The 22796-nt window shown below is 67.2% G+C and carries 22 protein-coding genes; 6 read left to right on the forward strand and 16 right to left on the reverse strand.

Annotation, left to right across the window (positions count from 1 at the left end; translation table 11 throughout):
* From ASF98_RS14400 to ASF98_RS14440, 9 genes are all read right to left on the reverse strand, one after another.
* Positions 1-1091 (reverse strand): thiolase family protein (locus ASF98_RS14400; RefSeq protein ID WP_055802967.1); only part of this gene is annotated, 1091 nt, incomplete at its 3' end.
* Positions 1088-1549 (reverse strand): 4-carboxymuconolactone decarboxylase, encoded by a 462-nt coding sequence (gene pcaC / locus ASF98_RS14405; protein WP_055802969.1) that lies wholly within the window; start codon positions 1547-1549, stop codon positions 1088-1090. The genes ASF98_RS14400 and pcaC, both read right to left, overlap by 4 nt.
* The gene (locus ASF98_RS14410) at positions 1546-2364 is read right to left on the reverse strand and encodes an alpha/beta fold hydrolase (RefSeq protein ID WP_055802971.1); all 819 of its coding nucleotides are present in this window, start codon (positions 2362-2364) and stop codon (positions 1546-1548) included. Before ASF98_RS14410 ends, pcaC begins: the two co-directional genes overlap by 4 nt.
* Positions 2357-3802, reverse strand: a complete 1446-nt coding sequence (locus ASF98_RS14415) for a lyase family protein (protein WP_055803015.1) — start codon at positions 3800-3802, stop codon at positions 2357-2359. The genes ASF98_RS14410 and ASF98_RS14415 overlap by 8 nt, the downstream gene beginning before the upstream one ends.
* A gap of 11 nt (positions 3803-3813) precedes the next feature.
* On the reverse strand, positions 3814-4389 hold the full coding sequence (gene pcaG / locus ASF98_RS14420) for a protocatechuate 3,4-dioxygenase subunit alpha (protein ID WP_055802973.1): 576 nt from the start codon (positions 4387-4389) through the stop codon (positions 3814-3816).
* A gap of 4 nt (positions 4390-4393) precedes the next feature.
* Entirely contained in the window at positions 4394-5296 is a 903-nt protein-coding gene (pcaH, locus tag ASF98_RS14425) for a protocatechuate 3,4-dioxygenase subunit beta (protein ID WP_055802975.1), read from the reverse strand.
* A gap of 51 nt (positions 5297-5347) precedes the next feature.
* A complete protein-coding gene (locus ASF98_RS14430) occupies positions 5348-7261 on the reverse strand; it encodes a bifunctional sugar phosphate isomerase/epimerase/4-hydroxyphenylpyruvate dioxygenase family protein (RefSeq protein ID WP_055802976.1) in 1914 nt (637 codons plus the stop codon).
* Positions 7261-8142, reverse strand: coding sequence for a shikimate dehydrogenase (locus ASF98_RS14435; protein ID WP_055802978.1), 882 nt, complete (start codon positions 8140-8142; stop codon positions 7261-7263). Before ASF98_RS14435 ends, ASF98_RS14430 begins: the two co-directional genes overlap by 1 nt.
* 166 nt (positions 8143-8308) lie before the next feature.
* Positions 8309-9160, reverse strand: coding sequence for an IclR family transcriptional regulator (locus ASF98_RS14440; RefSeq protein WP_442854039.1), 852 nt, complete (start codon positions 9158-9160; stop codon positions 8309-8311).
* Positions 9161-9421: 261 nt separating this feature from the next.
* Here ASF98_RS14440 and ASF98_RS14445 point away from each other — a divergent pair, with 261 nt between their 5' ends.
* Positions 9422-10741 carry an MFS transporter gene (locus tag ASF98_RS14445; RefSeq protein ID WP_055802980.1) on the forward strand — a complete coding sequence of 440 codons (1320 nt, stop codon included), beginning with the start codon at positions 9422-9424 and terminating at the stop codon, positions 10739-10741.
* Between the two features lie 169 nt (positions 10742-10910).
* Here ASF98_RS14445 and ASF98_RS14450 read toward each other — a convergent pair whose 3' ends face one another.
* From ASF98_RS14450 to ASF98_RS14465, 4 genes are all read right to left on the reverse strand, one after another.
* On the reverse strand, positions 10911-11993 hold the full coding sequence (locus ASF98_RS14450) for an ATP-dependent DNA ligase (protein ID WP_055802983.1): 1083 nt from the start codon (positions 11991-11993) through the stop codon (positions 10911-10913).
* 70 nt (positions 11994-12063) lie between these two features.
* Positions 12064-13437 carry an NAD(P)(+) transhydrogenase (Re/Si-specific) subunit beta gene (locus tag ASF98_RS14455; RefSeq protein ID WP_055802985.1) on the reverse strand — a complete coding sequence of 458 codons (1374 nt, stop codon included), beginning with the start codon at positions 13435-13437 and terminating at the stop codon, positions 12064-12066.
* On the reverse strand, positions 13434-13730 hold the full coding sequence (locus tag ASF98_RS14460; RefSeq protein ID WP_055802987.1) for an NAD(P) transhydrogenase subunit alpha: 297 nt from the start codon (positions 13728-13730) through the stop codon (positions 13434-13436). Before ASF98_RS14460 ends, ASF98_RS14455 begins: the two co-directional genes overlap by 4 nt.
* Entirely contained in the window at positions 13730-14902 is a 1173-nt protein-coding gene (locus tag ASF98_RS14465; RefSeq protein ID WP_055803019.1) for a Re/Si-specific NAD(P)(+) transhydrogenase subunit alpha, read from the reverse strand. Before ASF98_RS14465 ends, ASF98_RS14460 begins: the two co-directional genes overlap by 1 nt.
* A gap of 150 nt (positions 14903-15052) precedes the next feature.
* Between ASF98_RS14465 and ASF98_RS14470 the strand changes: the two genes are divergently transcribed.
* The 3 genes from ASF98_RS14470 to ASF98_RS14480 all read left to right on the forward strand — a co-directional run bounded on the left by ASF98_RS14470 (position 15053) and on the right by ASF98_RS14480 (position 18137).
* Positions 15053-16039: a TIGR03885 family FMN-dependent LLM class oxidoreductase gene (locus tag ASF98_RS14470; protein ID WP_055802989.1), complete on the forward strand. Its 987-nt coding sequence runs from the start codon at positions 15053-15055 to the stop codon at positions 16037-16039.
* Positions 16036-17727, forward strand: coding sequence for an alpha-amylase family protein (locus ASF98_RS14475; protein WP_055802991.1), 1692 nt, complete (start codon positions 16036-16038; stop codon positions 17725-17727). The genes ASF98_RS14470 and ASF98_RS14475 overlap by 4 nt, the downstream gene beginning before the upstream one ends.
* A gap of 173 nt (positions 17728-17900) precedes the next feature.
* Positions 17901-18137 (forward strand): hypothetical protein, encoded by a 237-nt coding sequence (locus tag ASF98_RS14480; protein WP_028271406.1) that lies wholly within the window; start codon positions 17901-17903, stop codon positions 18135-18137.
* A 5-nt stretch (positions 18138-18142) separates the two neighbouring features.
* On the opposite strand, the gene ASF98_RS14485 is transcribed toward ASF98_RS14480, so the two are convergent.
* From ASF98_RS14485 to ASF98_RS14495, 3 genes are read right to left on the reverse strand one after another with little or no spacing between them, the layout of a single operon-like run.
* Entirely contained in the window at positions 18143-18430 is a 288-nt protein-coding gene (locus ASF98_RS14485; protein WP_055802993.1) for a MoaD/ThiS family protein, read from the reverse strand.
* Between the two features lie 9 nt (positions 18431-18439).
* Complete coding sequence (locus ASF98_RS14490; protein ID WP_055802995.1) at positions 18440-19573, reverse strand: WD40/YVTN/BNR-like repeat-containing protein; 1134 nt, start codon at positions 19571-19573, stop codon at positions 18440-18442.
* A 59-nt stretch (positions 19574-19632) separates the two neighbouring features.
* A complete protein-coding gene (locus ASF98_RS14495; RefSeq protein ID WP_055802996.1) occupies positions 19633-19833 on the reverse strand; it encodes a hypothetical protein in 201 nt (66 codons plus the stop codon).
* Between the two features lie 218 nt (positions 19834-20051).
* On the opposite strand from ASF98_RS14495, the gene ASF98_RS14500 reads away from it, so the two are divergent.
* The gene (locus tag ASF98_RS14500; protein WP_055802999.1) at positions 20052-22382 is read left to right on the forward strand and encodes a CHAT domain-containing protein; all 2331 of its coding nucleotides are present in this window, start codon (positions 20052-20054) and stop codon (positions 22380-22382) included.
* On the forward strand, positions 22379-22738 hold the full coding sequence (locus ASF98_RS14505) for a CU044_2847 family protein (RefSeq protein ID WP_055803002.1): 360 nt from the start codon (positions 22379-22381) through the stop codon (positions 22736-22738). The genes ASF98_RS14500 and ASF98_RS14505 overlap by 4 nt, the downstream gene beginning before the upstream one ends.
* Positions 22739-22796 lie beyond the last annotated feature (58 nt).

Here is a 22796-nt window from a genome sequence, read left to right on the forward strand (position 1 = left end):
CGAGGGGGTGGCCCATCGCGATCGCGCCGCCGTGCCGCGAGGGGGTGGCCCATCGCGATCGCGCCGCCGTGCCGGTTCACGATCGAGTGGTCGATGCCCCAGGCGTTGATGCAGGCCAGGGACTGCGCGGCGAACGCTTCGTTCAGTTCGACCGCGCCCACCTGCTCCCAGCTGATGCCCGCCTTCGCGAGGGCCTTGTTCGCGGCCTCCACCGGGGCGTAGCCGAAGTACTGCGGATCGTTCGCGTGCGCACCGCGCCCGGCGATCCGGGCCAAAGGGTCCATCCCGAGGATCCCGGCGGCGCTCTCGGAACCGATCCAGGCCGCGGACGCGCCGTCCGAGAGCGGGGACGCGTTGCCCGCGGTCACGGTGCCGTTCTCGGCACGGAACACGGTCTTGAGCCCGGCGAGCTTCTCGGCCGAGGACCCGGCACGGATCCCCTCGTCGCGGACCAGGTCGGTGCCCGGAACCGGGGCGACCAGGTTGTCGTAGAAGCCGTCATCCCAGGCCGCGGCGGCCAGGTTGTGCGAGTTCGCGGAGAACTCATCCTGCGCCTGACGGGTCACCCCGTACTTCTCGGCCAAACGTTCGGTGGCCTCGCCCAGGGAAATGGTCCAGTCCTTGGGCATGGCCTTGTTAACCAGGCGCCAGCCCAGGGTGGTCGAGGCCAGGTTCAGATCCCCTGCCGGGTAGGGCTTCTCCGTCTTCGGCAGCACCCACGGGGCACGCGACATCGACTCGGCGCCGCCGATCAGCATCAGCTCCGCGTCACCGGCGTTCACCTGGCGGGAGGCGATGATCGCCGCGTCCAGCGAGGACCCGCAGAGCCGGTTCACCGTGGTGCCCGGGATCGACACCGGCAAACCGGCGAGCAGTGTGCCCATCCGGGCGACGTTGCGGTTCTCCTCGCCGGCGCCGTTCGCGTTCCCGAACACCACCTCGTCGATCCGCTCCACGTCGAGCTTCGGTGCCCTCCTGACGATCTCACCAATCACGTGCGCGGCAAGGTCATCCGGGCGGACCGCGGCAAGGCCGGAGCCGAACTTACCGAACGGAGTGCGCACGGCGTCGTACACAAAAGCCTGATTCATGAGGTTGCGTCCATTCCGGTGTTGTCCATTTCCTGGAACACCTGTTGTGCTGTCTTGAAGGCGGTGTTGGCGGAGGGGACTCCGCAGTAAATGGCGGTCTGGAGCAGGATTTCCTTGATCTCGTCCCTGCTCAGGCCGTTCGTGATGGCTGCGCGGATGTGCATGGCCAGTTCTTCCCAGTGCCCGTGCGCCACCATCGCGGTGAGGGTGACCGCGGAGCGCATCTGCCGGGTCAGGCCTGGACGGGTCCAGATGCCGCCCCACGCGATGCGGGTGATCATGTCCTGGAAGTCCTCGGTGAAGGCGTCCTTGTTGGCGTTGGCGCGGTCCACGTGAGCGGCGCCCAGCACCTCGCGGCGGACCACCATGCCGCCGTCGTAAATTTCCTGGCTGGTGGCGTCCGGCTGGACGACCCCGTGCCGCTCAGTGCCGGCGCCGGACACTTCTGCGCCGCTCACTTGGCTGCCCCGCTGGTTTCGCTCCAGGAGATGAGGCTCTTCAGCAGCTCGGCAACGTGCGCGGGCGCCTCGGCCGGAGCCAGGTGTGCCACGCCTTCGAGCGTCACAGCATTTGCAGTCCCGCCGCCGGCGGTAATGCCGTCCGCGATTTCCTTGGCGAACGACGGCGGCACCACGGCATCCTCCGAACCCGCCACCGCCTGGGTGGGAACCCGGATGCTGCCCAGCTCTGCGCGGACGTCGAAGCCGGCCAGGGCCTCGCAGCAGAAGGCGTAGCTGAAGCGGTCCGCGTCGCGCAGGGAGTGCAGCAGGCGGCTGCTGAGCTCGGGCTCGCGGTCCATGAAGCCGGCGGCGAACCAGCGCTGCGCCGAACCCTGGATCATCACCGCGGTGCCCTGGGTGCGGACGGTCTCGGCACGTTCCAGCCAGCCTTCGGACGTGCCGATCTTGGCACCGCTGCACTGCACGGACAGGCTCTTGAGCCGTTCGCCGTGCTTGATGCCCAGCTGCAGTCCGGTGGCCCCGCCGAGCGATACGCCGGCGTAGTGGAACCTCTCGCCCGGGGCGATTGAATCGACAAGGTCGACGACGGCGTCAGCCAGTTCGGCGACGTCGAACGTTTCCGTCGCGGCCGGTGAGACGCCGTGGCCGGGCAGGTCCCAGGCGACGACGTCGAAGTCGGTCCCGAGGAGGGCGCCGGCCTGCGTCCACAACACTGAGGAGGTCCCCAGCGACGGCCCCACCACCACGAGGGGCTTGTCCCCCAGCGGGCGCTGCGGGGAGAGCAATACTGCCTTGACTGTGGGTCTAGCCACGGGAGTCTCCGTTCGGGTCTGTTTGGGTGGGGGCTGGCGCAAAGCCGGGAAACGCGGCCAGGATGCGGCGGGAAATTTCGGCGGCCTGCCCCAGGTAGCTGGCAGGATCCAGGAGTTCTTCCAGCCGGTCGTCGGACAGCGCACTGGCGGGCACGGTCTCACGCAGCAGGCGGCGGTACGTTCCGGACTGCTCGGCGGACGGAGCCTGCAGCGTCCGGTCCACCACCGCCTGGAGCTGCTGCTTGCCGTTCCTGCCGTCCCGCTCAGCAAGCAGTGGCGCGACGGCGGCGGTCACCCCTTCGCTGAGCAGCAGCGGCCCGGACAGCTCCAGGTTGCGGCGCATGGCATCCGGGAAGACCTGCAGGCCTTCGGTGAGCTCGCGCAGGTGCCCGGCCGCGCCGAGCGCCAGGCGGAGCAGCTGGCGGAAGGCCGGCCATTCGCTGTGCCAGGCGCCGTCGGGACGCTCATCGTTGAAGTTGGCCGCCGCCAGGTGCAGCTGCGAGGCCAGGTTCGGGGCCTGCAGTGCCGCGCTGCGGACCAGCACGGACAATACGGGGTTCTGCTTCTGCGGCATCGCCGAGGACACTCCGCGGCCGGCTGCCCGGGGTTCGGCGAGCTCGCCCACTTCCGGCCGGCTGAGGAACAGCACGTCGGAGGCGATCTTTCCCAGCGCATCGGTGACGCCGGCCAAGGCATCGCCCAGCGACGTAACGGCCAGCCGGTTGGTGTGCCACGGCCCGGGAGCTGCCGCCAGGCCAAGGTGCGCGGCGAGGTTGCCCGCGAGGTCGAAAGGCGTCTCCACCGAGTCCTTGGTGAGCACGGTTCCGGCCGCGAGCGTTCCCGCGGCGCCGCCCGTCTGCAGCGGCAACTCCACGGCTTCAAGGCGCCGCGCCGCAGCAGCCAGGCCGTGGAACCACTGCGCGGCCTTCAGCCCGAACGTAAACGGCAGCGAGTGCTGCGTCAGGCTCCTGCCGACGCACAGCGTCTCCGCATGCTGCTCCGTCATGGCCGCCAGCGCCGTCGTGATTCCGCGAAGGTCGGCCAGGAGCGACGTAACCGCGTTCTTTGCCAGGAGCATCAGCGCCGAGTCCAGCACGTCCTGGCTGGTCAGCGAGGTGTGCACCGCACGCACTGCACCAACGTTGTCTATGTCCAGTGCCTTGACCTCGGCGCGGAGATCTGTGAGCAGCGGGATGACCGGGTTGGCGCCGCCCTGCGCGCGGACAGCGATGCCCGCCAGGTCATAGCGGTCCACGTCCGCCGCGGAAGCCACGACGGCGGCGGAGCCGGCGGGCGCGAGGCCGGCCTTCTCCAGGACCGAAGCCCAGCCGGCCTCGACGGCAAGAACCGCCGCCAGGACCGCCCGGTCCCCCGTCAGCGCCGCCACCGAAGGCGACGCCGACACGGGACTGAGGAGTCCGACGTCGCCGTCGGACAGGTGGGAAGCAGTCACTGGGAGGCGCCCTCGAAGTCGAGGAAAACGGTCTCGCCCTCGCCCTGCAGGCGGATGTCCCAGGTGAGTCCGCCGTCGGCGTCCCGGCGCGCAATCAGCGTGCTGCGGCGGTCCGGGTCCAGGGAGGAGAGCAGCGGATCGGCCGCAAGGGCTTCTTCATCCTCCGGCAGGTACAGGCGGGTGAAGAGCCGGTTCATCAGGCCGCGGGCAAACACGGCCACCGAAATGAAGGCCGCTGCGCCGGGCTCGGTGGGGCCGGGATTAACCGTGGTGAAGGTGTACACGCCCGTGTTGCCCACCGCGCTCCGGCCGAAGCCGGTGAACGTGTAGCCGTCCCGGACCAGCGAACCGGTCCGGTGGACCACCTTGCCCTCGGAATCCGGCTGCCAGATTTCCAGGATCGCGTCCGGGATGGGGTGTCCGGCGCCGTCGTACACGGTGCCCTGCAGGCGGATGGAGCCCGGTGAGCCTGGTGCCAGCAGTTCACGGTCCTTCTCGTACGGGAGGGCGTAGCCGTAGAAGGGGCCAACGGTCTGCCCGGGGGTGGGGGTTAGCTTCGTGGTGTTACTCATCTGGCTACTCCTCGCCTTCTGCGCCATACGCTTCGTTTTCGGTCCAGGTCCGCTTGGAGCCCGTCAGGACAATGTCCCACTTGTAGCCGATCGCCCACTCAGGCTTGGTGAGGTCGTGGTCGTAGGTGGCCACCAGGCGGTCCCGGGCATCCTGGTCCACGATGGACTGGTAGATCGGGTCCAGCGGGAAGAGCTGGTCACCCGGGAAGTACATCTGGGTGACGATGCGCTGGGTGAACTCCTGCCCGAACAGGGAGAAGTGGATGTGCGCCGGCCGCCAGGCGTTGAGGTGGTTCTTCCACGGGTACGCGCCGGGCTTGATGGTGGTGAAGCTGTAGGAGCCGTCGGCGCCGGTGATGCAGCGGCCCACGCCCGTGAAGTTGGGGTCGAGCGGGGCAGGGTGCTGGTCCCGCTTGTGGATGTAGCGGCCGGCGGAGTTGGCCTGCCAGATCTCCACAAGCTGGCCCGCCACCGGACGGCCGTCACCGTCGAGCACGCGGCCGGAGACCAGGATGCGTTCGCCCAGGGGTTCCCCGTTGTGCTGGATGGTCAGGTCCGATTCCAGCGCGTGCACGTCCATGTGCCCGAAGGCCGGCGAGTAGAGCTCGATGGTCTCCGGATCCGCGTGATGCAGGTCCTTCGTCGGGTGACGGAGGACGCTGCTGCGGTACGGTGCGTAGTCCAGCCGGGGCTGGATCTCCACCCGGGCGCCGTTCTTCAGCGCCGCCGCGTAGGCCTCCCCGATCGACTTCATCTCAGCGCTGAGGTCCGCCTGCGATTCCGCAGCGGCATCAAGCGGCGCATAGGTCTTCGGTGCGGCTTCGGTTCCGGCCAGGGGCGCCGCGTCCGACACGTCTTCGGTGATTGGGTCGGCGTTGAAAATTTCAAGGTTGATGTCTTCAGGCACAGCAGCCTCCTTTCAGTGGTTGATATTGATGGTTGGAGATGGTTGGTCTTTTCAGGTGGTGCGGCCCAGCTGGTGCAGGTAGTCGTACTGGACGGCGTGCCGCACCGGCGCGTTGGGCGCACCGTAGCCGTCGTAGCCGCCGCGGCGTTCCACCATTTCGAAGAACACGCTGCCCACGGTGGCGGTGTAGAAGTGCAGGAACTCGCCGTCAACGTCACGGTCGTACAGCAGGTTTAGCTCCCGCACCGTGGCAAGGAACGCGGGATCGAGGTCGAACCGGGCATCCAGGTCCTCGTAGTAGTTGGCCGGGATCTGCAGGAAATCCAGGCCCCGGTCCCGCGCTGCACGTGCGGTCTCCACGAGGTCGTCCACGGCGAAGGCGATGTGTTCCTGGTAGGTCTTCCGGTGCGAAGTTCCCGCCTCCGCGCCGTCCTGCTGGATCACGGGTGCCAGGTTGAGGACCAGGCGCACGGCGCGGTCGGCCGTCAGCATCACCTGGGAGCGCACCAGTCCGCTGGGGCTGGGAACCTCCGCGAACGGCTGCGGTTCCAGGGCCAGGGCGCTGGTGTAGAACAGCACGGCTTCGTCAAAGTGCTGCCACGGCTGGGCGAGGTTCACGTGGTCAATGACGGCGCTGCGTCCGCCTGCGGCCGGAACTTCCAGGCCTTCGCCGAACTCGCGGGTCCAAGCCGCGGTGCCGTCCGGGCTGCCCTGGCAGAGGAAGATCTCGGTGGAGTCCGGTGCGGCGAAGCCTTGGAAGACTTCTTCGTTGGCCTGGCTCTTGCGGGGCACGGCGGGGGCCTTGAGCTGCTGGGCGCGGGCGGCGGCAATCACGGGCGAATCTACGTCAAAGCCGAGGGCGGCAATTGCTGGTGACGAGTCACCGGCGTCCACGGATGCCTCGTTGATGATCACGCGTGCGTGGCCCATGCTCCACAATTGCACGTCTTTGGTGCGGTGTCTGCCGTTGAATTCAAATCCCAGCTGGCCCAGCACCTTCTCGAGGCCAGCGGTGTCAGCGGCCTTGACCTCGGCGAAGTTGAAGCCTGCCGGTTCGGCCACCTGCGGGAGCGTGGCCAGTTCCATGGGATAACGACGGCGGGCAGGGACCGCAGACCCACCAACAACAGCACCGTCCGTAAGGGCGTCCAGCCACTTGGCGCTCTGCTCCTCCAGCCAGATCAGCGACCGCATGGCGTCCACGGCGGTGCGTTCGACGTCGGACTGGCGGAAGACGTCGTTGAAGACCTCCAGCGACACCGGTCCGGTGTATCCGGCGCGGACCACGTGGCCCATGAATTTAGCGAGCTCGAACTGCCCTTCGCCCGGGAAGACGCGGTAGTGCCGGCTCCAGGACAGGACGTCCATGGATAGCTTCGGGGCGTCGGCCACCTGCACGAAGAAGATCTTGTCCGCGCTGAACGATTCAATCGGCGCGGTGTCCCAGTCGCGGGAAAGGATGTGGAAGGAGTCCAGGCAGGTGCCCAGGTTCGGGTGGTCCACGGTTTCCACCAGGCGGTGGGCGTGCTCGTAGTCGTTGACGTACTTGCCCCAGGCCAGCGCCTCGTAGGCCACCTTGACGCCGTGGTCCCCGGCGAGTCCGGCCAGCCGGGCCAGCTGTTCGGCGCGCAGGGAATCGTCGTCGATGGCGGCCGTGCCGACGTTGGAGCAGACCAGGATGGTGTCCATGCCCAGGCGGGACATCAGCTTGAACTTGGCCTCCGCCCGGCGCAGGTTGGCGGCAAGGACATCCTCCGGAACGCTGTCGAAGTCGCGGAACGGCTGGTAGAGGTCCAGCGTCAGGCCCAGGTCCGCGGCCATCTTCCGGATGTCCTCCGGGCTCAGGGACGACGTCACCAGGTCCTGCTCGAAGATTTCGATTCCGTCGAATCCCGCGATGGCGCAGGCCTGCATTTTTTCCTTCAGCGTGCCGGACAGGCACACCGTCGCGATTCCGGTACGCATCAGGCAGCCACCTCTTCGGCGGCCACAAGCTCCAGGAAGTGGGCGCGCATGCGGTCCGCATCAGCCTCCAGCCCGGTGAAGATCCTGAAGGCGTCCGCCGCCTGGCCCACGGCCATGCGTCCGCCGTCCAGCACTTCGCAGCCCTTGGCGCGGGCCTCGCGGACCAGCTCGGTTTCAATCGGGCGGTAGACGATATCCGCCACCCAGTGCCGTGATTCCAGCAGGGACAGGTCCAGCGGAACGCCGGGGTGTGCTGCCATGCCCACAGGGGTGCAGTGGACCAGGCCGTCGGCGAGGGGCATCAGCTGCGGCAGCTCCGCCGTCGTGCGTGCCGTGACGGTGCTGTCCGGGAAGAACCCGGCCAGTTCGGCAGCACGCGCGGCGCAGCGGGCGGCGTCTGTGTCCGCGAGGTCAAGGTGGCGGACGCCGGCGGTGAGCAGGGCGTACGCGACGGCGGATCCGGCGCCTCCTGCGCCCAGCTGGACCACGCGGTCAAGCTTGGCGCCGGGGAGCCCGGCGGCGAGGGCGGCGGCGAAGCCGGAGAAGTCCGTGTTGTGGCCGATGAAGCGGCCGTCCCGGATGGTGACGGTGTTGACGGCGCCGAGGCGGCGGGCGTCCGGCGACACTTCGTCGAGGTGGTCCAGGACCAGCTGCTTGCACGGGTGCGTGATATTCAGCCCGTTGAAGCCGAGGCGGTGGGCGCTTTGCAGGAGCTCGCCCACGGATTCACCGGGCAGGCCCAGCTCCAGCAGGTCGATGGGGCGGTAGAGGTACCGCAGGCCCTGCACATCGCCTTCGCGCTCGTGCATGTGGGGCGTGAGGGAAGGCATCACGCCATCACCCACGAGGCCCACCAGAAAGGACTCTGCTCGATTGCTCATCCGTTTAGCTCCTTTGACAACGGCATCCGGCGGACCGGGGCGCACTGGGCGCCGGCGGTGTGCCGGGTGATAGGGATTACAGTACAGGAAAAGTTCACATATTGCACTGATGTTCTTATAGCGAACAAATTACGACGGCGGGGTACGGCTCGGCGGCCGGTGCACCTCATCGCTGCGGCAGCCTTGCGGCCAGTTCGGACGCGGCCTCCTGGAGTGCGGGGACAAGTGCCACCAGGTCCTCAAGGCTGAGCCGGAAGACCGGCACCGCCGTGGCCAGGGACGCGAAGGCGTAGCCCTGGGCATTGAGGACGGGGACGGCCACGGCGCGCATGCCCAGCTCGTTCTCCTCATCCATGACGGCGTATCCGCGCCGGCGGACCTGGTCGATCTCGGCACGGAAGGCGTCCCGGTCCGTAATGGAAAATTCCGTCAGCGGCTCAAGCGGCAGTTCCTCCACGAGGCGCTTGCGTTCAGAATCCTCGGCAAAGGCAACAAGCGCCTTGCCCACCGAGGTGGTGTGCAAGGCGCCGAGGTGCCCCGGATCGCTCGTCACGCGGAACGTCTGCGGTCCGTCCACCTTGTTGACCGTAAGGTGATGGTTTCCGTCGCGGACAGAGAGGATGGTGGCCTCCCCGGTTTTCTCCGTGACCCGGCGGAGGATGGGAAGCGCCGTACCGGCAAACCCGTGATGGTTGGAGACGCGCTGGCCCAGCTGGAAGACGCGCAGGCCCAGGTGGTAGCGGCGGCCGTCCGGCTCATAATCGACAAACCCGTCCCGCGTGAGCGAGCCCAGCAGGCGGTAGGTGGTGCTGAACGGCAGCTCCGCGCGGCGGGACAACTCGGCCGCACTGGCTCCCCGCGGCTCGTCGCCCAGCAGGACAAGAAGGCCCAGGGCCTTGCCCACCATGTCCGTGCGGGAGTCATTCTTGGCGGCCCTGGGCGACTTTGCCTCTTTGGCCGCAGTGGCCGGGGCGACCTCGACGGCGCCCTCAAGCTCTGTGTTTTGGTTCACACTCATAACTTGATGTTGCCACATTGTGAGAGCTATTTCTAGATGGTGATTATTTTTCTTGACAAGTGACAGTCCTCACAGCCATCATTGCTGTATCGCACAAGTAGCTCCCACCATGTGGCTACTCGTCCGGGTCTTCACAAGGACCACCGGCCGCCGCCACGAAAGCCGCCGTCTGAGACGGACGGCTGGTTCTGCAGAAATGAAGCAAGGCAGCTGCGAAAATCCTGATCCATCCGCGACAATGTCGTCACACAAAGGAACACCATGAGCCAGACACTCCCGTCCACGACGCCGGGCACCGTTGCACCGGCCGGGACCCCGAAGAAGGCAGCCCTCGCCAGCTTCCTGGGAAGCGCCGTCGAGTACTACGACTTCTTCATCTTCGGTTCCGCCGCAGCGCTGATCTTCCCGCACGTGTTTTTCCCCAATGCTGATGCCAATGCCGCCATCATGTCCTTCGCCACCTTCGGCTTCGCCTATGTGGCCCGCCCGATCGGCGCCGTCATCCTGGGCCACTTCGGTGACCGCGTGGGCCGGCAGAAGGTCCTCATGTTCACCCTGGTGCTGATGGGAGCCTCCACCTTCCTCATCGGCTGCCTCCCCGACTTCAATACGGTGGGCTGGTGGGCTCCCGCCCTGCTGGTCCTCGCTCGCCTGTGCCAGGGCCTGTCCGCAGCCGGCGAGCAGGCCGGCGCCTCCTCCATGACCCTGGAACACGCCCCGGACAACCGCCGCTCCTTCTTCACGTCCTGGACCCTCACCGGCACCCAGGGCGGCCAGATCCTCGCCGCCCTGGTCTTCATCCCCGTGCTCGCCCTGCCTGACGAGGTCAAGTACGGCATCGGCTGGCGCATCCCGTTCTGGCTCAGTGCCGTGGTGGTCCTGGTGGCCTTCTTCATCCGCCGCACCCTGCACGAACCGCCGGCATTCGCCGAAGCCCAGAAGTCCGCCGCCATCTCCAAGCTGCCGGTTGCCGATCTCCTGAAGCACCACTGGCGCGATGTCCTCCGCGTGGTGGCCTGCGCCTTCATCGCCGCCGTGTCCACCGTGTTCGGCACCCTGGCCATCAGCTACGCCAAGACCGTGGCCGGCGTGGACGGCACCACCACACTGTGGCTCGTGGTCGGCGCCAACTTCGTGGCCCTCGGCACCCAGCCGCTGTTCGGCATGCTGGCGGACAAGATCGGCCGCAAGCCGGTATTCATCTACGGCGCCGTGGCCAGCGCGATCCTGACTCCGGTCTTCCTGCTGAGCCTCGAATCAGGCAGCGTCCCGCTGATGTTCCTGGCCGCCATCGGATTCTTCTCCTTTGGCTACGCAGCCTCCAACGCCGTCTGGCCGTCCTTCTACGCCGAGATGTTCAGCACCAAGGTCCGGTTCTCCGGACTGGCCATCGGCACCCAGCTCGGCTTCCTGATGGCAGGCTTCGCCCCGGCGATCGTGGCGGCCATGGGCGGCATCAAGCCCGGCGGCTGGGTCCAGATCAGCATCTTCACGGCAGTCATCTGCGGCATCGCAGCCATCTCGGCCCTCACGGCCAAGGAATCCTTCAAGACTCCCACCCGCGAGCTCGGCCTGAAGTAAGGCGCGTTCCTGCAACAGCCGCCGTCGTGACCCTTTTTGCCAGTCAAAACGGCCCCGACACGGCGATTCCCTGACCTTCCGGCCAAGTTCACACAAAAAAAGGTCACGACGGCGGCCCGTCCCCTCCCGGGGGCGGGCCGCCGCAGTTTAACCACTAGTTTGAGGCCGATCAGGTGGCCAGCACGTCGTCGAGGTTGTACTTCACCGGCTCTTCCAACTGCTCGTAAGTGCAGGATTCCGGTTCGCGGTCCGGCCGCCAGCGGACGAACTGGGCAGTGTGGCGGAACCGTTCACCTTCCATGTGGTCGTACTTCACTTCCAGCACGCGCTCGGGCCGGAGCGGGATAAAGGACAGGTCCTTGCCCGCGCTCCACCGGCTGCCTTCGGCGTTCCGCGGCGTCCGGCTGCCCTCCTCCTGCTTGGCCCAGGCCCAGGGGTGGCCGTCGAAGTCCGTCACCAGGGGCTGGAGCTCCTCGAACAGGTCCTTGCGGCGCTGCATCGGGAAAGCACCCACCACGCCCACGCTCGCCAGGACGCCGTCGCCGTTGTACAACCCGAGCAGCAGGGACCCGATCCGGTCCGGGCCGCTGGTGTGCACGCGGTAGCCCGCCAGGACGCAGTCCGCGGTGCGTTCGTGCTTGACCTTGAGCATCACGCGCTTGTCCGGCTGGTAGCTGCCGTCCAGGGCCTTGGCCACAATCCCGTCGAGGCCGGCTCCCTCGAACTGGTGGAACCACTGCTGCGCCGTGCCGTTGTCCCGCGTTGTAGCGGTCAGGTGGACGGGCGCGGAACTGTCCGCAAGGGCCTTCTCCAGCATGCTCCGCCGTTCGGAAAACGGCCGCCCGGTGAGGTCCTCGTCGTCAAGCGCCAGAAGGTCGAACGCCACAAACTTCGCCGGCGTCTGCGCCGCCAGGAGCTTCACCCGGCTGGCCGCGGGGTGGATCCGTTGCTGGAGCGCTTCGAAGTCCAGCCGGTCACCGGAGGCACCCACCAGGACGATCTCGCCGTCGAGCACGCAGCGCGCCGGCAGGTTCGCCTTCAGCGCCTCCACCAGTTCGGGGAAGTAGCGGGTCATGGGCTTGCCGTTGCGGCTGCCGATCTCCACCTCGTCGCCGTCCCGGAAGATGATGGACCGGAAGCCGTCCCACTTCGGTTCGAAGCTCCATTTCGGGCCGGAGTCCGGGACTTCGGGCAGGGCGCTGACGGCTTTGGCCAGCATGGGCGCGATCGGGGGCATCACCGGCAGTTGCATAACGCCCATTCTTACCCGCCGGTACGCCTCGCACCACCCCCACGGCAGGCCCGTTGTGCCGGCCAGGCTGCTAGAGGGCCTTGACTGCCCCCAGCACCTTGGTCAGCGAATCCTTGGCATCGCCGAACAGCAGGGTGGTCTGTGGTTCGTAGAGCAGTTCGTTCTCGATCCCCGCGAAGCCCGGTCGCATGGACCGTTTGAGGAACACCACCTGCCGGGCGTCGGCCACTTCCAGGATGGGCATCCCGTAGATGGGCGAGCCGGAGGACGTCTTCGCCGCCGGGTTGACCACGTCGTTGGCGCCCACCACGAGGGCGACGTCGGCGGTCTTGAACTCAGAGTTGATCTCGGTCATTTCCTTCAGTTCCTCGTACGGCACGTTGGCCTCCGCCAGGAGCACGTTCATGTGGCCAGGCATGCGGCCGGCCACGGGGTGGATGGCAAAATCCACCTGGATTCCGCGGAGCTGCAGGGCCTTGGCCAGTTCGGCCGCGGTGTGCTGGCCTTGGGCGACGGCAAGGCCGTAGCCGGGAACGATGATCACGCGCTGCGCGTAGCCCAGCAGCACGGCGACGTCCTCCGCGCTGGACGAGCGCACCGGCCGCTCACTGACGGCGGTGGAACCCGCCGTCGAGCCTCCCCGGAACGCGCCGAACAGGATGCCCGCCACGCTGCGGCCCATGGCGGCTGCCATGGCCCGGGTCAGGATGGTACCGGAGGCCCCCACCAGGGTGCCTGCCACGAGCAGCAGCACGTTGCCAAGCACCAGGCCGGAGGCCGCAACGGCCAGGCCGGTGAAGGCGTTCAGCAGCGAAATGACGATCGGTACGTCCGCGCCGCCCACGGGCAGCACCAGGAAGATTCCCGCGGCCAGTCCCAGCACCAGCAGCACCAGTGCCAGAGGCAGCGAACCGGACAGGACGACGGCGGTGCCTGCACCCACCGCGGCCAGCAGTACCGCCGCCATGACCACGGGCAGTCCGGGGAAGACCACCGGCCTGGTGGTCATGAGCTCCTGCAGCTTGGCGAAGGTGATTGCGGAGCCTGCGAAGGAGACCGCGCCAACCAAGAGCGTGAAGGCGATGGCCAGGCGGACCCAGGCGTCCTCCGTGTGTGCCAGTTCAAGGAGCGCCACGAGGGCAGCGGCGCCGCCGCCCACTCCGTTGAAGGCGGCCACGAGCTGCGGCATCTGGGTCATCTTCACGCGCCGGGCCACGGGGGCGGCCACAGCGGAGCCGACGGCGATCGCGCCGAGGATCCAGGGAATGTTGTCCAGCCGCGCGGACAGGAACACAGTGGCTACGCCCAGCACGGCCCCCGCGGCACCCACGAGGTTGCCGCGGCGCGCGGTGCGCGGCGAGTTCAGGCCCATGAGCGCAAGGATGAACAACACTGCGGCCAACAGGTAGAGGAGCCCCGTCCAGGCAGGGTCCAGGATGCTCATCGCGGTTCCTTCCCGTCCCTACGGCCGCGGAACATCTCCAGCATCCGGTCCGTCACCACGAATCCGCCCACCAGGTTGGCGGTGGCCAGGACGACGGCCAGCAGCGCGACGGCGAGTACCCACGGGTCCGCCGCCTGCCCGGCCACGATGATGGCGCCCACCAGGATGATTCCGTGGATCGCGTTGGCACCGGACATCAGCGGTGTGTGCAGGGTGCTGGACACTTTCGAGACCACCTCAAAGCCCACGAAGACCGCCAGCACGGTGATCGTGAGCAGGCTGATGCCGTCCATCAGGCCACCCCCTCGTTGTCGGGCTGTTGGTCCTCGGCAGCGAGTGCGTCCGCCGTGGGCGCATGGCGCACCTGGCCGTCGTGCGTCAGGCAGGTGCCGGCCACGACTTCGTCGCCGAAGTCCAGGGACAGAGCGCCGTCGCGGACCACCAGGGCGAGCAGGTTGGCCACGTTCTTGGCATAGAGCCGGGAGGCATCGGTCGGCATGGCTGACGCGGCGTCCTTCAGGCCCACCAGGGTCACGGTGCCCTGGCCGTCGGCGGTGTCCACCTGGATCTCCTGGCCGGGAACGGATCCCTCCACGTTGCCGCCGGATTCCGCGGCGAGGTCCACCACCACGGAGCCGGGCCGCATTCCCTGCACCATTTCCCGGCTCACCAGCAGCGGTGCCCGCCGGCCCGGGACTGCCGCCGTCGTAATCAGTACGTCCGCCTGGGCCACGTGCGGCGCCAGAAGCTGCCGCTGCAGGGCACCGCGGTCCGCGCTGAGCTCGCGGGCGTAGCCGCCGGAGGCTTCGGCCGTTTCCAGGTCGAGCTTGATGAAGGTGCCGCCCATCGAGGCGACCTCGTCCGCCGACGCGGGCCGGATGTCGTTCGCCGACACCCGGGCGCCCAGCCGTTTTGCCGTGCCGATGGCCTGCAGGCCCGCCACCCCCACGCCGAGCACCAGCACGCGCGCCGGCGGGATGGTCCCGGCGGCTGTCATAAAGAGCGGGAAGAAGCGCGGCAGGCGGATCGCCGCTTCCAGTACGCAGCGGTAGCCGGCCACCAGGGCCTGGGAGGACAGGGCGTCCATCGACTGGGCCCGGGAAATCCGCGGCACCAGTTCAAGAGCGAAGGATGTCACCCCGGCTGCAGCCAGCGCCCGCACCGTGGGCAGTTCGGACGACGGCGACGCCAGGCCGGCGGTGACGGCACCGCGGCGCAAGGCCGCCGCCGTCGCCGGTTCCAGAGGCCGCACGTGGGCGAGGATATCGAGGGATCCGGGATCCAGTTCGGGGACGATCCGCGCGCCGGCCCGGGCATACTCTGCGTCGCTGTGGCCGGCCTCCTTTCCCGCACGGGATTCGACCAGGACCTCGAGTCCCAGGCCAATCAGTTGCTGGACCGTCTCCGGCGTCGCGGCCACCCGTCGCTCGCCCGCGCGGCGCTCCCGCGTAATGCCTAATTTCACCCGCCACTCCCTTTCGAGCGTCATCGCCGTCCGGTGTCCCGCTGTCCCGCGTCGGTATGGCTAGAGTCTATGCAGAAAGACCCGACTCCGCCGGTGCTTTGCTCGACTGCTTTCCTCGACACGCTCCCGCTCCGCGGGTAGACATGAACGATGGCAACTATCGGTTTTCACGCGTCGCATGAACAGATCAGCCCGGGCCAGCTTCTCCAGGACGTCCGGCTCGCCGAGCAGGCAGGCTTCGACGCCGCCATGTGCTCGGACCACATTGAGCCCTGGTCCGCCCGGCAAGGGCATTCGGGCTTCGCCTGGTCCTGGCTGGGGGCCGCACTGGCAACCACCTCGCTCCGCTTTGGCGTGGTCACCGCACCAGGCCAGCGCTACCACCCGGCCATCATCGCGCACGCCTCGGCCACCCTGGCGGACATGTTTCCCGGGCGGTTCTGGATGGCACCGGGCAGCGGCGAGAACATGAACGAGCACATCACGGGCGATGCGTGGCCGGCCAAGGAATCACGTCAGCAGCGCCTGGAGGAGTGCGTCGACGTCATCCGCCGCCTGCACAACGGCGAGGAGGTGACGCACCATGGCCTGGTGACGGTGGAACAGGCACGCATCTGGGACGTCCCGTCCACCAAGCCGCCGCTGATCGCGCCGGCGATCAGCGTCCAGACCGCCCGGCGCGCCGCAACGTGGGCTGACGGGCTGGTCACGGTGAACCAGCCACACGCGAAGCTGAAAGAGATGCTCGACGCCTACCGGGACAACGGCGGCAAGGGCAAGGCGGTGCTTCAGATCCACCTGTCCTGGGCACCGCGGGAGGAGGATGCGGTTTCGATTGCCCTGGACCAGTGGCGGTCCAACGTCTTCGCCCCGCCCATCCCCTGGGACCTGCCCACCGCGGCCCACTTTGACGGCGTCAGCACCGACGTCGGCGAAGACCAGGTCCGGAAGGCCGTCAACATTTCCTCCAGCCTGGACCAGCACGCCACGTGGCTGCAGGAGTATGCGGACCTGGGCTTCGATGAGCTCTACCTGCACTTCGTCGGCCAGGAACAGCAACCCTTCATCGAGGCGTTCGGCGAACACGTCCTGCCCGGGCTGCGGGCCGGTAGCGCGTCACGGGAGGTGACGGCATGAGGATTGCGGAGACGTCCGATCTGTGGTGGAAGAACGCCGTGATCTACTGCCTGGACCCGGAAACCTTTTTTGACTACGACGGCGACGGCACCGGGGATTTCGGCGGCCTGATCCAGCGAGTGGACTACCTGGCGGCCCTGGGGGTCACGTGCATCTGGCTCATGCCGTTCTACCCCTCGCCGGACCGGGACGACGGTTACGACATCACCGACATGTACGGAGTGGACCCGCGCCTCGGCACCATGGGCGACGTGGTGGAGTTTGTCCGGACGGCCAAAGACCGGGGAATGCGGGTTATCGCGGACTTCGTCATCAACCACACCTCCGATAAACACCCCTGGTTCAAGGAATCCCGGAAGGCCGTGGACAACCCCTACCGCGACTATTACGTGTGGCGGAAAGACACTCCCCCGGACACCTCCGAACAGGTGGTGTTCCCCGGTGAGGAGACGTCCATCTGGACCCAGGACAAGGCCACCGGCGAGTGGTACCTGCACATGTTCGCCAAGCACCAGCCGGACCTGAACGTCGCCAATCCGAAGGTCCGGGACGAGATCGCCAAGTCCATGGGATTCTGGCTGCAGCTGGGGCTGGACGGTTTCCGGCTGGATGCCGTGCCGTTCTTCCTGGAGCTGCAGGGCGTGTCCAAGGAGGACGCGGCGAAGATCGATCCGCATGACTACCTGGCGGCCCTGCGGAGCTTCCTGAACCGGCGCAACGGCAGTGCTGTTCTCCTCGGCGAGGTCAACCTTCCCTATAAGGACCAGCTGAAATACTTCGGCGGGCCGGACGGCAACGAGCTGAACATGCAGTTCGACTTCCTGAGCATGCAAAACCTGTACCTGTCCCTCGCCAGGGAGGACGCCCGCCCACTGGCCAAGACCCTCGCCGGCAGGCCGGCCATCCATCCTGACAACCAGTGGGCCATGTTCGTCCGCAACCACGATGAACTGACACTGGACAAACTCACCGATGAGGAACGGGCCGAGGTCTTCGCGGCCTTCGGGCCGGACCCGGACATGCAGATGTACGGCCGGGGGCTTAGGCGCCGCCTCCCAACGATGCTCGGCGGCGACCCCGCCCGGATCCGGATGGTCTATTCGCTGATGTTTTCCCTCCCGGGAACACCGGTCCTTTTCTATGGCGAGGAAATCGGGATGGGTGAGGACTTGCGCGCCAAGGGGCGCTCCGCTGTGCGCTCCCCCATGCAATGGAATGACACGGCTAACGGCGGATTCTCCACGGCGCCGGCGGACAAGCTGGTGGCGCAAGTGGTTGACGGCTACTTCGGGCCGAAGAACATCAACGCCGCCCACGCCAAACGGGACCCCGACTCGTTGTGGAATTTCATCGCGGCGCTCATCCGAAGCTACCGCGAAAGCCCGGAGCTGGCCTGGGGCGACTTCGAACTCATCAAGCAGCCCCATCCAGGCGTGCTCCTGCACAGCTGCACCCGCGCCGGTTCCACCCTGGTCCTGGCACACAACATGGCCGCACAGCCGGCGTCCGTCTCGGCAAAAGTCTCGTCGCCGGAAGATCCGGCAGAGAACGTCGCGGGCGCCGTCCTGCTGGACCTGTTCGACGGCGACAATGTTCCTCTGGCGGACGACGGAGGCTTCGAACTGGAACTGGAGCGCTACGGCTACCGCTGGTTCAGGATCCAGCGGCCCGCCGACAGGCGGATATAGCACCGGCGGATCTGACGCCGCCGGTTAGCTGCTTTCCGGGCGGAAACGGGGTGGGCGCGGAAAACTAACGCGCCCATTACCGGCATGAAACGCGGCGGCAACAATGGCGCAGGAAACTGGATGTGCCGGCAATTGCAGGCACCAGCACAAGCTCCAGCTCAGGAGGCCCCGCCATGTTGAAGGAAGCCAAAACCCATGTAACCCGTGTTCGCGCCCTGGACCAGTTGCACCGCGGCGACGAGATTGAAGCCCGCCTGTCCGTGGGCCCCAGCTATGACGACGTGGTGATCCGCCGGGGCCGCGTGCAGGAAACTGCGCCGGGCATCGGCGTCGTGTGGATCATGGACCGTCAGACCGGGATGCGCAAGGCGATCAATACGGATGAATGCAGCGTTTGGCGAGTAGCCTGAGCCCTTCAGCCGCCCGCCACGGACTGGATGATCACCACTTCCTGGCCGGCAGCCACTTCAGTTTCCAGTCCCCTCAAGCGCCGGACCTCGTCCCCGTTCACGTAAATATTCACGTAGCGGCGGATGGCACCGGTTTCATCCCTCAACCGCCTCGCAAGGACCGGATAATCCCCGGCCAGCGAGTCCAGCAGGATCCCCACAGTCACCGCCCCGTCGGCGGGCGTAGTCAGGATGGACTGCCCGCCGGCGAGCGGCTGGAGGATGCTGGGAAGCACCACGCTGATGTCAGCCACAACGGACCTTTAAGCGGGTACCGGAGCGCCAGGCACCAGGGCCGCGGACACCACGGCCCCGCGGACACACAGGACGTCCGGCAGATGTGACGCCACTTCGGTGAAGTGCTCGCCCTCGTCCGGGCTGGCGTAGACCGAGCCACCGCGCGTTCCGAAGTACACCCCGGCCGGTTCCGCAGTATCCACCGAGGCAGCGTCACGGAGCACCGCGTTGTATTCGCCCTGCGGCAGCCCGGAATCCAGGCGCTTCCAGGTCTTCCCCGCATCGTCCGTCCGGTGCACGGCCAGCTTCGCGTCCGGCGGGATGCGTTCGCCGTCGGCTTTGAGCGGGACCACCCACGCGGTCCCTGGCCGCCGGGGATGCGTCAGCATCACAAAACCAAAATCGGCCGGAAGGCCTTCCGCAATCGACTCCCAGTTCTCGCCGTTGTCATCGGTGCGGTACACGCCATGGTGGTTCTGTGCGTAAAGGCGGCCCTCGACGGCGGCATCCGCCGCGATCTTGTGCACGCACTGGCCGAACTCGGGGTTCGGATCCGGCATGAAGTACGCCGAAATGCCCTTGTTCCTGGGTTCCCAGGAGGTACCGCCGTCGAGCGAACGGTACACACCGCCCGTACTCATCGCGACGTGCACGTTGTTCCCGGAGGGATTGACCACGATAGAGTGCGCGGCCGCGCCGCCGTAGCCGGCGCCCCATTCGCTGCGGTGCGGATGGTCCCAGAGCCCACGGTTGAGCTCGAAGTGTTCGCCGCCGTCAGTCGATTTCCACACTGAAATGGGTTCGGCGCCGGCCCAGACCACACCCGGGCGGGCGTCGGCGTCCGGGTAGATCTGCCAGATGCGCTCCACTGCGGCGTCAGTGCCCTCCGGGAACTTGATGGCACCCTGCTCCGGTTCGGTCCAGGTGGCACCGAGGTCGTCCGAATGCGCAACGGTGGGTCCCCAGTGCTCGGAGCGGACACCCACCATGATCCGGGTACGCCCGTTGCGGGTGTCGATGCCGATGCTGGGGACTTCGCTCATCAGAAAATGCGGGCCGGACATGGACCATGTCTGCCGGTCCTGGCTGGTCGCCAGCCATAGCCCTTTTTTGGTTCCGATCGCTAGGACATAACTCTCTTCGGTGGCCATGCACCCCATGCAACCACTCCCGCCCGGAGGCTGCAATGGTTTTGGCGCGGCATTATGCGCCCGGGCGGTCAGTCCACGAATTCAGACTGCGTCTCGATGAAGTCCCAATCCGCATTCGTGAGGACTCCGGTTGCGGTGTCAGGGTGCGGGCCGCCGGCCTCGGCAATCCCTTGCAGCACAGGCAACGGCAATTCCTCCGTCCGCAGGTTCTCGCGCAGCCATTCCTTGCTGGCCAGGTCCAGATCAAGCCACCACATGTAGATTTCCACCGCGGACCACCTCTCCCTATGCCTCAACGTTATTCCGCGGCAAAGGGGTGTACAAGGGCCCAACGGCCGTTGTACCCGCTTTCCCGGGCGCGCGGCCGGTCAGCCCTTGTGCAGGCACTTCCGCTGCGCCAGTCTTGTCTTGTAGGGCTGTCCGGCACCGGAACGACCGGCGCCGAAAGTCCGCTGTGGGGACTCCGCACTGCGCTGAGAAGGTTGCCATGGACGGTGACATAGAACTCGAACTCGCATCAGGCTCCGAGCGGGGCGAGTACACCGTGCGCGTGGTTCAGGCGCCGGCCGGAGGAAACGCTTCAGGGGTGTTCAGGCTGGACGTGGACCGGATCCTGGAACGCCGCGCCGAACTGGAGTCCACCGTCCTGGCCTCCGCCGTGTCCGCCCGGCGCACCACGCCGGTCGCCGAGCTTCCGGTCCGGGGAGTGGGCCAGGAACTCTTCCAGGCCCTGTTTACCCGCGAGGTCTACGGAACGTACCGGGCGAGCCTGGGCGCCGCGCAGCACAGCGGCCAGCAGTTGCGAGTGGTGTTGCGCCTCGCTGCTCCTGAACTGGCTGCGATGCCGTGGGAAATGTTGTTTGATCCGGAAACCGAAAGCTACCTGTGCCAGACGGAGCCATTGCTTCGCCATATTCCCGCACCGGACTATCACCTGAACCCGCTGGAAATCGTCCCTCCGCTGAGGATCCTTGGCCTGATTGCCTCCCCGCGCGACCTTCCGCTGCTCGACGTCGAGGCGGAACGCAACCACCTTGCTGCAGCCCTGGCGGGCCCGGTTTCCGAAGGCAGGATTGAACTTGTGTGGTCGCCGGGCGGCGCGTGGGACGAGATCCAGTCGATGCTGCTGGAAGGACCTTGGCACGTAGTCCACTTCATCGGCCACGGTGACTACGACGCCAGGAGCGATGAAGGCCGGATCGCCCTGGTGGGGGCCGACGGCCGGGCATCCATGGTGCGGGCCATCCGCCTGATGGCCCTGTTGAGCGTTGCCGTGCCCCGCCCGCGCCTGGTGGTCCTGAATTCCTGCTCCTCCGGAGAAACCGGCCGTGAGGATCTCTTCTCCGGCACAGCTTCCACCCTGGTCCGCAGCGGCATCAGTGCCGTAGCAGCGATGCAGTTCGCCATAAGCGACGGCGCCGCGATCGCCTTTGCACAGGGCTTCTATGCCGCGATCGCCAACGGCCGCGGCGTGGACGAGGCCGCCCGCGTGGGGCGGATCTCCGTCATGGGAAGCCCTGACGGAACCTTGGAATGGGTGACGCCTGCGCTCTACGTCAGGGGTGGCGACACCACGCTGTTCAACTTGAAGGCACCGGCCCGCCCAGCGGTAAAGGAAAGGGCTGCACCGGTGGAGCCGGCCGCGGGCACGTCCGCGAACAGCGCGGCCGGATCGGCGGAGCCGTCCAGTGGCCGGATCCGGCAGGCGGAACTCCGCGCGCTGTACGTGCAGGCCTGCGCCGAGCTGAGGACCAAGCATTATCCGGTGGCCATCGAGTTGTTCGATGACCTGCTGACCCTCGACGGAAGTTACCGCGATGCGGCGCTGCTTCGCGCTTCCGCTGCTCAGCATCTGGAACGTTCCGAGGCCTACCGCCACGCCAAGGAAGCCGAAGACGCCGGAGATTGGACGGCCGCTGCAGACGGTTACGCCGCAGTGCAGGACGATCCCGATTTCCCTGACGCCGCCGCCCGCGCCCGGGATTGCGCCAAACGGCAGCGGACAGCCGACCTGCAGGGTGAGCTCGAGTATCACGCAGGCAGCCGAAACTGGCAGGCCGCGGTGGACGTGGCGGCCGAACTGTTTGCCGTGGATCCCGCTGCGTCAGATCCGGAAGGACTGGCGACGAAGGCGCGAAACGAACTGCGCCGCGAAAACGACGCTTTGCGGGCGGCGGAAAAAGCAGCCCAGAGGACTGCCCGCCAGGCTGCACCGGCCCCGAGCAGCGCAGAAGGCCCTCCGCCGGAACCGCAGTGGAGGCCCACGACAGCTGCCCTGGATCCCCGGTTCCTTGCGGCCGGCGGGATCGTCCTGACCCTGGCCGGGGCACTCCTGGCGGTCTTCTTCGCCTACCTCAACTGGGTGGACATGGACTGGTGGTATTCCGGCGGGGAAGTCAGCGTGCGCTTTGTCTACGCACTCCTGGCGCCAGCGGGTTACCTCCTGCTCCTGCTCGCCGGCCTGCCGGATCGGACCGAAAGGGGGCGCGTGACGCTGGCCGTAGCGGCCGGAGCCGGTGCACTGCTGGGCGTGGTTGGCCTGGAAACGGACCTTCTATGGGCGGCAACGGCCGCCACCTTGTTCCAAGCACTTTTCGGCGCATGGGCAGGCATTCTGGCCATCCGCGCTCCCAAAACACCGGCGTTGGCCGGCTGGCTTCTGCTGGTTTGCCTGGCCACGTTGCCGCTGATGTGGCTCCCCGGAGATGATCTCTCAGCCCGGGCGGTGGTGCTCACCGTGCAGAACGCAACGGTCGCCGTCGGCGGTTTGATCTTCCTGGGACTGGCCCTCAGACAGAATTGGAAGGACGAGAGATGACACGGTTGGTGGAATTTCCGACGAACGACGGCGGAACCGTGCTTCTGGAAGTTTCAGACAACACCGGCGGGCTGGTGACGCGCGGGGGTGGACAGAGCAGCGTTTTCGCGCGGGCACAGCAGACCTTTGAGCGCGCCCTCAGCAACATCCGGCCGGCGGTCCAAGGCGTCATCGATGAGCTCACCAGCCTTCCCGACAAACCCGACGAGGTGTCGGTCAAGTTCGGTCTGGACCTGCACGCCGAAGCCGGGGCATTCATTGCTGCCGCCAGCACCAGCTCAAACTTCACGGTAACGCTGACATGGCGCCGCCCCAAGCCGGCTCGGGAGGCTCCGGACGACGACGAACCGGACTAAGCGGCCCCGGACGGGAACCGTCCAGTGCCCTGACTGACGGCCGCGCTGTTCAAGGGAT

The sequence above is a fragment of the Arthrobacter sp. Leaf337 genome (assembly GCF_001423745.1).
GTDB lineage: Bacteria > Actinomycetota > Actinomycetes > Actinomycetales > Micrococcaceae > Arthrobacter.